Consider the following 11,611-nt stretch of genomic DNA (forward strand, 5'->3'; position numbering starts at 1 on the left):
TGACGTCCGTTCTCGAGTTGTAAAGGCATAGGATTCACCGTTCAGGAGGTGTGAACGGTGAAGCAGTCCAGCGGCAAGGACCGGATCGGCGCAGTGCTCGCGCGAATGAATCTGCCTTCCGTCGTGGACCGCGATTCCCTCGTGGCGAGTGTCGCCTGGCGTCGTGGCCGCCCGATCCGACTCGCTCCCGTCTCGCACCGACTCATCCCGAGCAACCATTACGGCATGTGGCTCGCTCGCGTCTCAGACGACGTCATCGTCTACACCGATGACACATCGGACGTACACGCCACGCATATCGTGTGTCACGAGATAGCCCACATGGAACTCGGCCACGAACATGATGCGATCGGTGACACCACGCTGAGCCCCGACCGTCTACACGATCTCGAACCGGTCGTCGGCTCGTCCACAATTCTCGGCGCCTTCGGGCGTTCCAACTACTCGAGCGAGCAGGAGTACGACGCAGAACTCCTCGCCACCCACATCATGTCGCGGGTGAGCCGGCGTACGGCGAGCGCCGATGAGCGGACCGTCCGCATCCTCGGAAGCCTCTGACGTTGGACGGCCTGCCCCCGATCGTCACGGGTGTGCTGCTGTTCGTGGTGTGGGGGACGACGGCTGTCCGCCTGATCTGGACGCGCCACGGAGTGGTGAACACCCGGCAGAACGCGTTTCTGGTGCTGGCGTCGATCACGATGTTGCTGTCGAAATCATGGGTGCACGAACCTCTCGACACGGCGTTCGGTCTCGACATGTCACGGCACATCGGGAATGCCGTCATCATGCTGGCGTTCGCGTCGCTGCTCAGCCTGGTGGTGGCGTGGGTGCTGGGCCCGGAGCGTTGGCCGGGTGTGCACGTGGTGTCGATGCTCGGCGCTGCAGTACTCGGAATGGCACTGCTTGCCCTGGGGGCACCTGCAAGTTCGGCCGGAGAACGTATCGAGGTGTTCGGTGGTTGGCAGTACGCCGCGTACTTCGGGATCTACGCAATTCCGTCGCTGGCCTTCTCCAGTTCGATCGTGGGCATTTCGGTGCGCGGATTGCGTCGCACTGCCGACCGGGCCGACCGTCGGATGTTCGGTGCGTTGCTCGCACTGGCGTGCGTGGCTGTAGTCGACACCATCTCGATGGTGGTGGCAGCGGTGATGAGTGCGCTCGGTGTCACGAACGGTTTCACAGAGTTCAGGGTGGCCGTGAACGGGGGCCCGACGATGTTCCTCCTCATCGGAGTGTGCATTTTCGCTGTGCGACCGGCGCTGCGCGAAGCCATGATCGCGTTCGGCCTCGACGCGGACTCGCGTATGCGGCGGCGCCTGAGACCGCTGTGGCGGACTCTCTCCGCTGCGGTCCCCGAAGTGGTGCTCGAACTGCACCCTGCCGACCGCAACACCCTCCCGCCTGCGATGGCGCTGCACCGGATGTGTGTCGAGATTCGGGACGCGATGCTCGTCGTAGCCGAGTATCCCCAGTTCGGACGCTTCCCTCCTGCGGGTGAAGATCGTGATCTGAGCATTGCCGTCGGCCTGCACCTGTCGTGCCGTGCCCGAGCAGCGGGAGCGGAACCGGACGGCGGGCGCGATTCGGTCGTGCCGACCGTCACGGGACACGATCACATAATGTCGACGTCGGTGGACCTGCGAAGTGAAGCCCGAGAGCTGTCTCGGCTGGCTCATGTGTGGGAACGAGCAGGCCGCATTGCTCGCGATTGGGTCGACTACCGGGAGTCGGTGCTCGCCTGATCCGGGAGGTTCCGCAGCAGCGGGATCATCCGTTCCATGTCGCTCACGGAAAGGCTCGGTTGCCTGACCGAACCCCCACGCATCGACAGATGATTCACACCGGCATCGCGTACGGCGAGCTTGAACCGGATCAACACGTCGTATTCGTGGTAGTCCTCGTCCGACAGGTACTGAGCCGGTGCATGAAAATATGCGGCCAACGCGGACAGGACGGCAGGCTCACCGTCCGGGTCGATGCCGTCACGGATCGCTTGCACGGCGTCCGGGTCGACAGGACGCCCCAGAATCGAGGCGAGATCGGAAGCCACCTGGGTGGTGGTCGGTTCCGGTGCGTTGTCGGCGTGCGACAGTGCGAACAGGCGATTGACCCGCACGGACAGCGGGGTGGTGATCATGCGCTGACCTCCGTGTCCAGGGCCGAGCCGGTGTGCGGGTCGCAATCAGCGGCGTTCGCGACGGCTTCCTCCCAGCGGCAGCGGAACCGCTCACGGGTGTCCGCGTCGAGGTCGTGATGGCGCCCCGACAGGAAGCGGCGGTAGAGGGCCTCTTCGTGTTCGTGCGGGTCGGCGAACTCCGGTGGCACCTCGAGCAGTTCGCCGAACGCGAACTCGACGAGGGGTTGCCGTGGCCCGGTCGGACCGCCGTTGACCTCGAGCAGTCGCGTCACGTAGGCACCGGTGATCTTGGAGACCACACGGTTCAGGTCAGCAGCGAGATCGGCAAGTTCGGGCACGTCCGTGCGCGATTCGGCGAGCCGGTTGAGCTTTGCGTGCGGCCCCAGAATTTCGATGATGGTGTCGAGGTCGAGCGGAATCTGCGCGGGCCCGAGGGCGAGTGGGCGGTGTTGCACTCGGTGCCGACGCGGTTCGGTCCGCTGGGCGCCACTCGGCTCGGGAGCGGGTACTTGGTCCTCCAACGGCTTCGGCTCGCCGCCCTCGAGCGCGCGGGCTGCGCTACCTGGTACCCAACGCAGAGCGGTATCGAGCTTGCGTAGCGTCTCGATACTCGGGTCGGGCCCGGTTCCGTTCTCGGCGCGTGTCTGGGCGGCATCCGACGGCCCGCCCGCTGCGCTCACCTCGTCCTGTGTCAGGTTCAACAATCGTCGACGCTTGTAGACGAAGTGTCCGAACCTGGCGCGGTCGGTGGCCATTTCCCATCCCCCAAAAGTGACACTCGAGCGACATACGTGTCGCTTTCCGGGCCCTATCCTACTGCTTGTAGCTAGTGAGGAAGTTACCGAACCTCTCGATGGCAACCGCAAGGTCCCGTGCCCAGGGCAAAGTGACGATCCGGATGTGGTCGTGATCGGGCCAGTTGAAGCCGGTGCCCTGCACCACCAGAATCTTCTCCTGAAGCAGGAGATCCTGGACCAGTTTCTCGTCGTCGTGGATTTCGTACACCTCGGGGTCGAGGCGTGGGAAGGCATACAGTGCACCCCTCGGTTTCACGCAGGAGACGCCGGGGATCATGTTGAGTCGCTCCCAGGCGACATCACGCTGCTCGAGCAGGCGTCCGCCGGGGAGGATCAGTTCCTCGATGCTCTGGTGCCCGCCGAGCGCCACCTGGATCGCGTGCTGGCCCGGAACGTTCGGGCACAATCGGGACGACGCCAGCAGGTCGACGCCTTCGAGGAAGCCCTTGGCGTGGTCCTTCGGGCCGGTGATCGCCAGCCAGCCGGCACGGTAGCCCGCCACACGGTAGGACTTCGACAGGCCGTTGAACGTCAAACACAGCAGGTCGGGTGCCAGCGTCGCCAACGAGGTGTGCTTGGCGTCGTCGTAGAGGATCTTGTCGTAGATCTCGTCGGCCAGCAGCAGCAACTGGTGCTTGCGGGCCAGGTCCACCAACTGTTGCAGCACCTCGGTCGAGTACACCGCTCCCGTCGGATTGTTCGGGTTGATGACCAGCAGTGCTTTGGTCTTGTCGGTGATCTTCGATTCGATGTCGGCGATGTCGGGGTTCCAGTCGTTGCCCTCGTCGCACAGGTAATGGACGGGCGTGCCCCCGGCAAGGCTGGTCATCGCGGTCCACAGCGGGTAGTCGGGCGCCGGGATCAGCACTTCGTCCCCGTTGTCGAGGAGTGCCTGCATCGTGATGGTGATGAGCTCGGAGACCCCGTTGCCGAGATAGATGTCGTCGACGTCGAGTTCCGGGAAACCGGGGACCAGCTCGTATCGAGTGGCGATTGCGCGACGTGCCGGGAGGATGCCCTTGGAATCGGAGTATCCCTGCGCAACCGGCAGTGCGGCGATCATGTCGCGCATGATCACGTCGGGTGCGTCGAACCCGAACGGTGCGGGGTTGCCGATGTTGAGTTTGAGGATGCGGTGCCCCTCGGACTCGAGGCGGGCGGCGTGCTTGTGCACCGGTCCGCGGATTTCGTACACGACGTTCTGGAGCTTGCTCGACTGCTCCAACGTGCGCTGCGGCTGACGACGGTGAAAGTGCTCCGGTGTACTCACGGCGTTCATCATCCCACTTGTGCGCAACCCGATTGTGAAGAGGCGCTCCGCGCCTGTGAGCGGTTAGCGAGTCGTGGGACTCGCTAACCGCTCACAGGGCGCGGAGCGTCCGAAGTCGAAGCCTGGTGTAGGTGAAGACCGCGAGCACGAGGCTGATGAGCACAAGCATGGCGATGCTGAGCAGCCACCACGCTGCGGTGTGCTGCCACAATGTGTCCGGTTCGGTTCCGGTGGCATTTGTGACCAGGTCCACGGTCGAGGCGGTGGCCGCGAACCCCCAGCGCGACGGAATGAGCCACGCGACCTGTTCGAGCACGGCGCGTCCGGTGATCGTGATCAGTCCGCCGCACATCACCAGCTGCGCCATGATCGTGACCACCAGCATCGGCAGCACCTGCTCGTTCGAGCGTGCCACCGACGACAACGCCAATCCGACCAGCACGCAGGAGCAGGTGGTGACGGAGATGTCCACGATCAATTCGACGGAACCGGAGGGGATCAAGCTGCCTCGGCCCGGGAAACCTTTGCCCGCGAAGACGATCAGCACCATGATCACCGACTGCACGATGGCTGCGGCGCAGAAGACGACGATCTTCGCCGTCAGATAGGCGGACGCCAGCAGCCCGGCGGCACGTTCGCGCTGGTAGACCATGCGCTCTCCGACCAGGTCGCGGATGGTCAGTGAGCAACCCATGAAGGCGGCGCCGAGAATCAGGACCACCAGGATCTGCGTGAGCTCACCGGAGACGTCGTCGCCGGAGGGCCCGAAGCCGGTGTCGCCCGGCACGAGCAGGGCCAAGCCGCCGAGCACGAACGGAAGAAGCGACAGGAAAATCAGATACCCACGGTCCGCGCGGATCAGTCGAACCTGGCGGCGGGCGACGGTGCTCAGCTGCCTGCGTCGGGATGTGTGCGCGGGTCGGCCGAGTGGTCCGGGCGGGGTTGATGGTGGCGCCGCTGTCTCGGGGCGGGTGGCGCGGTATTCGGCGAACACCCCATCCGGGTCGGCTGCTACACGGGCGAAGATGTCCGCCCAGTCGGTGCTGCCGAGCGCGGCGCCGACTCGGTCGGGCGGGCCGACATACGCGGTCTTTCCGCCGGGAGCGAGGAGTAGGACCTGGTCGCACATCTCGAGGTAGGAAAGCGAATGCGTGACGATGACGACGACGCGGCCCGAGTCGGCGAGTCGGCGCAACGTTGCCATGATCTGTCGGTCGAGTGCAGGGTCGAGCCCTGACGTCGGTTCGTCGAGGATGAGCAGGGACGGACCCGTGAGCAATTCCAGCGCGACCGATGCGCGTTTGCGTTGTCCGCCGGAGAGCCGGTCGACGCGGGTGTCGGCGCGTTCGGTCAGTTGTAGTTCGTCGAGTACCCCCGCGATCACTTCTTCGCGGTCGGCCCGGGTGGTGTCCGGCGGCAGCCTCAGCTCCGCGGCATAGCCGAGTGCCTGCCGGATGGTCAGCTGCCGGTGGACGACGTCGTCTTGCGGGACCATGCCGATGCGGGAGCGCAGTACCGAATAATCGGCGTGCACGCTGCGTCCCTCGAATTCGACTACACCGTCCGTGGGGCTTCCCGAGCCGGAGATGATGGTGGCCACGGTGGTTTTTCCGGCGCCTGACGGTCCGATGACGGCGGTGAGACTGCCGGGCCCGGCGTCGAACGTGACGTCCTCGAGTAGTCGGCGCCCAGCGTCGATGGTGAGTCCGATGCCCTCCACGCGCAGACCGCCCGCTGTGCGAGTCGCGACTCGCCGCGGAACGAGCCGGCCGTCCTCCGCGATCAGATCCGTGTTGCCGATGGTGACGACGTCGCCTTCGCTCAACTGCGCGCGCGACACCCGCGTGTCGCCGACGAACGTTCCGTTGGCGCTCCCCAGATCGTCGATCTCGAGGCCGGCCGCAACGCTGTGAACGATCGCATGATGCCGTGAGGCCAGCACGTCCTTGACGACGATGTCGTTGTCGGGCGACCGCCCGATCGTGAGGGAACCGGCCGGGACCGACTCGTGCGGGGTCGGTGCCGGGGCATCGACGCTGATCGTCGACTCGTCCCATCGGCCGCCCACGTCCTGGCGGGTCGCGTCCGGATCCTCAACTGATATGTGCAGGATCGGACCCTCGGTCGCGTCACCGAGGCGCATCCGGACCGGACCTCGGACGGGGATCTTCTTTCGGCGCTCACCATTGACGTAGATGCCGTTCTTGCTGTCGGCGTCGACGATCAGCCAGCCGTCGTCCCAGACGAGCCGGGCATGTTCACGCGACACCACGGGGTCGTCGACGGTGATTTCCACGTGCGGGTCTCGGCCCATGCGCACGGATGTGCCGGGACCGAACCTGGCACGGCCTTGCTCGGTCTCGACCACGACCCACTGGCCGTCCATAGCTTCATGGTCCCACGTCGGGCCTCCCCCGTGCGCGGTTAGCGAGTCCAGAGACTCGCAGGCCACGCACCGGAGGCTTGTTACATGCAACATTGGGGTATGGCAAGCACACGAGACCGGGTGCGCGGGCATCGTCGGCGTTTGCGCGAGCAGGGCCTGCGGCCTGTTCAAATCTGGGTTCCCGACGTGCGGGCTGCGGAGTTCGTCGCCGAAGCCCACCGTCAGTCGGCTGCGATTACGGCGAGCGAGCACGAGTCCGATGATCAGGCGTTTGTCGATGCCATCACGGCCAATTGGGACGAGGCGGAGCCCGGCGAGTGAGGCGGGGCGAAATCCATGTCGCTGCGGCCCGTGGCGTCGATACCGGCAAGCCGAGGCCTGTCGCCATCGTTCAGGACGATCGGTTCGACGCGACCGCCTCGGTGACGGCCAGTCGACCGAGGCGGGCCCGCACGTTCTCTCGCGGCATCGTCGTCACCTTGTCGACCATGATTTCGTGCGACCGCACTCTAGGTTGCAGTCAGGGTCAGGCAAATCGACCGAGTGATGCGGTCGAGGTGATCGTCCGTGATCGGCACATGAAAGACGAACAGTGCCGTGATCAGGGGGCCGACGATCAGCAGATGGGTGAGACCGATATCGACGGGTTCGGTGATCTCGCCTCGCGCCTGGGCGCGATCGCAGATCTCGCGGACATCAGCGAGTTCACTGGCGAGGAAGGTGTCTGTCAACGTCTCACGCAGGGTTTCGTCTGCTGCGAGGGCTTCGATCAGGGCGGGTAGCGCGACCTGCGCAGCAGGGTCGGTGAGGATGTCGCGGATCTGGCCGAGCAGCGTGCGCAGGTCGGGTTCGAGTCCGCCGGTGTCCGTGGTGGGGCCGGTGTCGACGTCGTGGACGGCGGCAGCGAACACCATCTCTGCTTTGGACCCGAAGCGCCGGTATATGGCAGCCTTGCCGACCCCGGCCCGTGACGCCACTTGGTCGACCGTGAAGCGTCCGTATCCCACTTCGGACAGCAGATCTCGCACTGCGGCGGGCACGGCGCGGTCGATGCGATCGTCGCGGGGTCTGCCGGGCGTAGTCGAATTCACGCCGACCACTATACGGAACCGCAGTTCCGATACTAGAGTTTCGTATATATCACCTCGACGACGGGAGTCGATCATGTTCAACAGGAACGACGGCGCGGCGCAGTGGTTGTACGTGCTCGGAGCAGGCCTTCTTGGGTTCGTCGGCCTGGCTCACATTGCTGTCGTGCACGTCTTCGGGAAGCCGAGTGACGGCGAGCGGGCCGTGCACGACTTGGCTGCCGCCACCCCGGTTCGTATGTTCGAGGGCGGATTGACGCGCAGTGTGCACGATTTGGACACGGGGTACAGCGTTGCGATGGGCGTCCTGGCTGCCGGATTTGCCGCCACCTCGATCGCGGCCGTTCGCCGTGATCCGACACTCGTCGGCCGACGGTCGCTGTTCTCGGCTGCATCGACTGTGACGACGGGTGCGATGTTGACGATTGCCGCAAAGCGGTTCCCGGAGGTGCCCATCGGCGTGATCGCACTCGGTGCGGCGTGCACGGGTGCGGCGCAGCTCATGAGGCCGTAGCTTTCGATCCGCGGTGGCCAAGCCCGGTGTTACCGTGAATTGGCACTGTTCATCGACCTGACAGGTGTTCCGATGAGTGTCACGGATTCCGGTCCTTCCGCCCGTCCCGCGCCCGTCGATGTTGCCCATCACGCCCATCTGACGGGCCTGTTCGAGCCGCAGCGCGAGGAAGTGGACGTGCGCGGTCTCGAAGTGGTCGGTGAGCTTCCGGTCGACCTTCACGGCGCCTATCTGCGCAACGGCCCCAACCCGCGATTCGACCCGATCGGGACATACGTATATCCCCTCGACGGTGATGCGATGGTGCACCGGATCGAGTTGGACGAGGGGTCGGCGCGCTATACCAATCGCTTCGTTCGCACTCCGATGGTGATGGTGGAAGAGGCTGCCGGGCATGCGATCTGGCCCGGTGTGACCGATCTGTACACGCCCGGCGAAGACGAGGTGGGTCCCGAACTCGCCGGGACGCAGCGCGAACTGCCCGACATCAACGTCGTCCGGCACGGCCGACGGTTGCTGGCGATGGCCGAGACCACCCTGCCCTTCGGCTTGGATCCGGTGGACCTCCGGACGCTCGGACGTGAGAGTTGTGACGGCGCGCTGGCCGTCGGCAGTACCGCGCACCCGAAGGTCGACCCGGTGAACGGGGAGATGGTGTTGTTCAATTATCTGCTGGAGGCGCCGTACCTCACGTGGTCGGTAGTGGGCGCCGACGGATCCGTGGTTCGGAAGCCCACACCTGTTGCCGGGGTGGACAAGTCGATCATGATTCACGACATGGCTCTCACCGAGCGCTACATCGTGCTGATGGTGTGTCCCCTCGTGTTCGACATCGAGGCGGCGATGACGGGCGGGGCGATCCTCGATTGGCGTCCGGACGACGGGACACGTATCGCCCTGATCCCGCGAGATGGCGGCGCGGTGCGCTGGGTGGATCACGAGGCGTACTGGGTGTGGCATTTCGCCAATGCCTTCGATCTTCCGGACGGCCGCGTCAGCGTCGACTACGTCGAATGGCCGTACCCCGCGCTCCTCGCGGGCGATCCGCGCCCGTGCGAGGCGGCCCTGGTGCGTGCCGTCATCGACCCCGCTTCGGGGCGCGTGGCACGAGAAGTCGTCAGCGATCGGGACATGGAGTTCCCGAGAGTCGACGACCGGCAGATCACCCGCGGGCATCGCGCGGTGGCGACGGTGGGTAAGTCCGGTGGCCGGGAAGGTGACATGGATTCGCTGTGGCTCTTCGACACCGAGTCCGGCTCCGAGGCTCACTGGAAACCTGACGGCTGCTCGGTGGGGGAGCCGATCTTCATGCCGGGCACCGATCACGAGTACTGGGGCACCATCGGCACCGACCTCGCTGCGGGCGAATCATGGTTCTTCGTGTTGCCGGCCGAGGATCCGGCGTCCGGGCCCCTCGCGAAGGTGCGATTGCCGATTCGCGTTCCCGCCGGATTGCACGGGGCGTGGCTACCGGCCTGATCCGGGGCCGAGCGAGTCGTCGTGCGTCATGTATGCGGGCTCGGCCTTCTCTACCCCCGGCACAGGTGCAGCGGGTTCGTTCTTGGTGACGGTGTATCCCACGGCCGCTATTGCCGCGATCATGAGCGCCAAGGCCAGCCAATTGGCACACTTCTTGACTCGCTGATTCCCGTCGTAGTTTTCGTACTCGAATTGAGCGCGTTCGCGATCCTCCTTCGCGCCGCGGTACCTGTTCGCCGCTTCGGTCTCTCGCCGTCGAGCTTCAACGACCCGTCTCCGCGGTTCTTGCGTAGCTTTCCGCACAGCGCGTTCGGCTTCAGCAGAGTTGCCGTGCCGCCCGTTCTTCGTCCAATAGGCATCCTTGGATTCGCACAGCCGCTCTCGGTATTCCCTCTGGCAGTAGTCGGCATCTCGCCGAGTTGCGCACAGGGCTTGTTCGGCATCCCACTCGTTGGCCTTCGCGTTGTCGTACCAACGTGCGTAGTCCTCCTTGACGTACTCGGGGGACCTGGTGCCGGGAACACAGACGCCCGACGGGCTGGTCGGTCGCGCTTCCGTGTGGAGGGCGATAACGCCGTCGTTGTCCGTCATGGGATCTTCCTTCGGGGTGAAGAAGCTGTGAGCCGACGACCTGTGCAAGCTGGAAACGGCTGCTGTGGATGGAAACAATTCTTCGTCGTCGGGGCCGTTGGAATCGTCCCCCATAGAGGGGAGGGTTCCACCACCTCCGTGTGGAAATTCCAACCCAGGCGGCACCCTCCTTGTGGGGTGAGGGGACGCACACCCTTTGGGGAGGTGCTGGGCGTCGTTCGTCGTGCAGCATTTCCGGTGTGATGTGGGCGTTGACGCACCCAGTTCGAGCGGACAAGACTTTCCAGTAGAGCGACTTTGCGGATCCTTGTCTTCCGCGATCGATGCCCTTTCGAGGCTGATTTCACTTGCGGAGGTAAGGCAATGAATTCGTTGATCAAGATCGCGTCCGCGGTCGCTGTCGGCGCAGTTGTGGCGGCTGGATGCGCGGGCGGCGATTCCGGTACGCCCGCGCCGGAACCTGCACCCGTCGAATCGACGCAGACAGAGAATGAGGCCACCGGCACGGATGCCGGTGACGCGGAGTCGACGGCACGGGAAGTCGACAAGACCGGTTGGTTCGGCGGATTCGCGATCACTGTGGACGAGGTGACGGCCACATCCGATGGGACGGCGACGACGTTGGATGCCAAGCTGAGTTACGAAAACATGGTTGGTGAGACGACCCGTCCGCCGGACGAGGCGTACCTCGAGATGGATGGTGGCGAGGTCATCGACATCAGCTTCGACAACCCGAAGGTCGCCGGGTTCGGGAAGGGTGACGGCACGGCCACAGCATCTCTGGGCAGTGCAGACGACTCCACCGAGCTCGATGAGGTGCTCGACAACCTGGTTCTGGTCTACGGCGAGGCGGACGGCAACATGACCAAGATTCCGTTCGCCGAGGACGACAAGGTCGAGAGCATCGAGCCCCGGGGAATCCCGGTCGGACAAACGATGACCGACGTCGTGACCATCGACCTGTCGAAGGCGTACTTGTGGCCGAGCTACCAGGCCGGCGACAAGGGCAAGTACGAACTGTGGGTCGAGGCCTCGATGGCTTGCACCCCGGACTGCCACGGCTACAACGTGCTGCCTGTGAATTTCACGGTGACTGCACCGAACGGTAAGTCGGTCAAGGCGGATTCTCGCAGCCCGTGGGTCAGCGAATTGGTGGACGAGCAGTTCTCGGTCGACCGGGAATGGCTGGTCTTCGTCATAGACGAGCCGGCCGAAGGCGACTACACGTTCCGTGTGCAAATGGAATCCACACCTCCCACCCCTGATGGGGAAGTGGATGTTTCGACGAAAATCTCCCTCTGATCGAGCAGAAAGACTGTGCCGCACTAGAACGACAACGTTGGTAGGTG

12 protein-coding genes and 1 pseudogene are annotated in these 11,611 nt (G+C 64.7%); 7 read left to right on the forward strand and 6 right to left on the reverse strand.

Going from position 1 to position 11,611, the window contains the following annotated elements:
* Window positions 1-57: 57 nt before the first annotated feature.
* Complete coding sequence (locus tag ACZI8Q_RS14040; protein WP_463374156.1) at window positions 58-558, forward strand: hypothetical protein; 501 nt, start codon at window positions 58-60, stop codon at window positions 556-558.
* Between the two features lie 2 nt (window positions 559-560).
* On the forward strand, window positions 561-1,742 hold the full coding sequence (locus ACZI8Q_RS14045; protein WP_463374157.1) for an MAB_1171c family putative transporter: 1,182 nt from the start codon (window positions 561-563) through the stop codon (window positions 1,740-1,742).
* Here the strand turns inward: ACZI8Q_RS14045 and ACZI8Q_RS14050 are convergent.
* The 4 genes from ACZI8Q_RS14050 to ACZI8Q_RS14065 all read right to left on the reverse strand — a co-directional run bounded on the left by ACZI8Q_RS14050 (window position 1,718) and on the right by ACZI8Q_RS14065 (window position 6,590).
* Window positions 1,718-2,137, reverse strand: coding sequence for a hypothetical protein (locus ACZI8Q_RS14050; protein WP_463374158.1), 420 nt, complete (start codon window positions 2,135-2,137; stop codon window positions 1,718-1,720). The genes ACZI8Q_RS14045 and ACZI8Q_RS14050 overlap by 25 nt on opposite strands.
* Complete coding sequence (locus ACZI8Q_RS14055; RefSeq protein ID WP_463374159.1) at window positions 2,134-2,892, reverse strand: helix-turn-helix domain-containing protein; 759 nt, start codon at window positions 2,890-2,892, stop codon at window positions 2,134-2,136. Before ACZI8Q_RS14055 ends, ACZI8Q_RS14050 begins: the two co-directional genes overlap by 4 nt.
* A 58-nt stretch (window positions 2,893-2,950) precedes the next feature.
* On the reverse strand, window positions 2,951-4,213 hold the full coding sequence (locus ACZI8Q_RS14060) for a pyridoxal phosphate-dependent aminotransferase (protein ID WP_463374242.1): 1,263 nt from the start codon (window positions 4,211-4,213) through the stop codon (window positions 2,951-2,953).
* An 82-nt stretch (window positions 4,214-4,295) separates the two neighbouring features.
* A complete protein-coding gene (locus ACZI8Q_RS14065; RefSeq protein WP_463374160.1) occupies window positions 4,296-6,590 on the reverse strand; it encodes an FHA domain-containing protein in 2,295 nt (764 codons plus the stop codon).
* A gap of 99 nt (window positions 6,591-6,689) precedes the next feature.
* Here ACZI8Q_RS14065 and ACZI8Q_RS14070 point away from each other — a divergent pair, with 99 nt between their 5' ends.
* Together ACZI8Q_RS14070 and ACZI8Q_RS14075 are read left to right on the forward strand one after the other, a co-directional pair.
* Window positions 6,690-6,911: an antitoxin MazE family protein gene (locus ACZI8Q_RS14070; RefSeq protein WP_463374161.1), complete on the forward strand. Its 222-nt coding sequence runs from the start codon at window positions 6,690-6,692 to the stop codon at window positions 6,909-6,911.
* Window positions 6,908-7,018 (forward strand): annotated as a pseudogene (locus ACZI8Q_RS14075) (type II toxin-antitoxin system PemK/MazF family toxin); the annotation flags it as partial. The gene ACZI8Q_RS14070 and the pseudogene ACZI8Q_RS14075, both read left to right, overlap by 4 nt.
* Window positions 7,019-7,099: 81 nt before the next feature.
* Here the strand turns inward: ACZI8Q_RS14075 and ACZI8Q_RS14080 are convergent.
* Window positions 7,100-7,681, reverse strand: a complete 582-nt coding sequence (locus ACZI8Q_RS14080; protein ID WP_463374162.1) for a TetR/AcrR family transcriptional regulator — start codon at window positions 7,679-7,681, stop codon at window positions 7,100-7,102.
* 73 nt (window positions 7,682-7,754) lie between these two features.
* Here ACZI8Q_RS14080 and ACZI8Q_RS14085 point away from each other — a divergent pair, with 73 nt between their 5' ends.
* Together ACZI8Q_RS14085 and ACZI8Q_RS14090 are read left to right on the forward strand one after the other, a co-directional pair.
* A complete protein-coding gene (locus ACZI8Q_RS14085) occupies window positions 7,755-8,192 on the forward strand; it encodes an LIC_13387 family protein (RefSeq protein WP_463374163.1) in 438 nt (145 codons plus the stop codon).
* A gap of 72 nt (window positions 8,193-8,264) precedes the next feature.
* Window positions 8,265-9,671 (forward strand): carotenoid oxygenase family protein, encoded by a 1,407-nt coding sequence (locus tag ACZI8Q_RS14090; protein WP_463374164.1) that lies wholly within the window; start codon window positions 8,265-8,267, stop codon window positions 9,669-9,671.
* On the opposite strand, the gene ACZI8Q_RS14095 is transcribed toward ACZI8Q_RS14090, so the two are convergent.
* A complete protein-coding gene (locus ACZI8Q_RS14095; RefSeq protein ID WP_463374165.1) occupies window positions 9,660-10,376 on the reverse strand; it encodes a hypothetical protein in 717 nt (238 codons plus the stop codon). The two genes, ACZI8Q_RS14090 and ACZI8Q_RS14095, sit on opposite strands and share 12 nt — an antisense overlap.
* Before the next feature lie 249 nt (window positions 10,377-10,625).
* On the opposite strand from ACZI8Q_RS14095, the gene ACZI8Q_RS14100 reads away from it, so the two are divergent.
* On the forward strand, window positions 10,626-11,564 hold the full coding sequence (locus ACZI8Q_RS14100; protein ID WP_463374166.1) for a hypothetical protein: 939 nt from the start codon (window positions 10,626-10,628) through the stop codon (window positions 11,562-11,564).
* Window positions 11,565-11,611: the final 47 nt, after the last annotated feature.

Source organism: Rhodococcus quanlei (assembly GCF_055231015.1).

What these genes read in the sequence shown, in the direction of transcription:
- ACZI8Q_RS14050 (WP_463374158.1), bottom strand. Translation starts at nt 2,137, where the DNA reads ATGATCACCACCCCGCTGTCCGTGCGGGTCAATCGCCTGTTCGCACTG.
- ACZI8Q_RS14055 (WP_463374159.1), bottom strand. Translation starts at nt 2,892, where the DNA reads ATGGCCACCGACCGCGCCAGGTTCGGACACTTCGTCTACAAGCGTCGA.
- ACZI8Q_RS14060 (WP_463374242.1), bottom strand. Translation starts at nt 4,213, where the DNA reads ATGAACGCCGTGAGTACACCGGAGCACTTTCACCGTCGTCAGCCGCAG.
- ACZI8Q_RS14065 (WP_463374160.1), bottom strand. Translation starts at nt 6,590, where the DNA reads ATGGACGGCCAGTGGGTCGTGGTCGAGACCGAGCAAGGCCGTGCCAGG.
- ACZI8Q_RS14070 (WP_463374161.1), top strand. Translation starts at nt 6,690, where the DNA reads ATGGCAAGCACACGAGACCGGGTGCGCGGGCATCGTCGGCGTTTGCGC.
- ACZI8Q_RS14085 (WP_463374163.1), top strand. Translation starts at nt 7,755, where the DNA reads ATGTTCAACAGGAACGACGGCGCGGCGCAGTGGTTGTACGTGCTCGGA.
- ACZI8Q_RS14090 (WP_463374164.1), top strand. Translation starts at nt 8,265, where the DNA reads ATGAGTGTCACGGATTCCGGTCCTTCCGCCCGTCCCGCGCCCGTCGAT.
- ACZI8Q_RS14095 (WP_463374165.1), bottom strand. Translation starts at nt 10,376, where the DNA reads ATGGGGGACGATTCCAACGGCCCCGACGACGAAGAATTGTTTCCATCC.
- ACZI8Q_RS14100 (WP_463374166.1), top strand. Translation starts at nt 10,626, where the DNA reads ATGAATTCGTTGATCAAGATCGCGTCCGCGGTCGCTGTCGGCGCAGTT.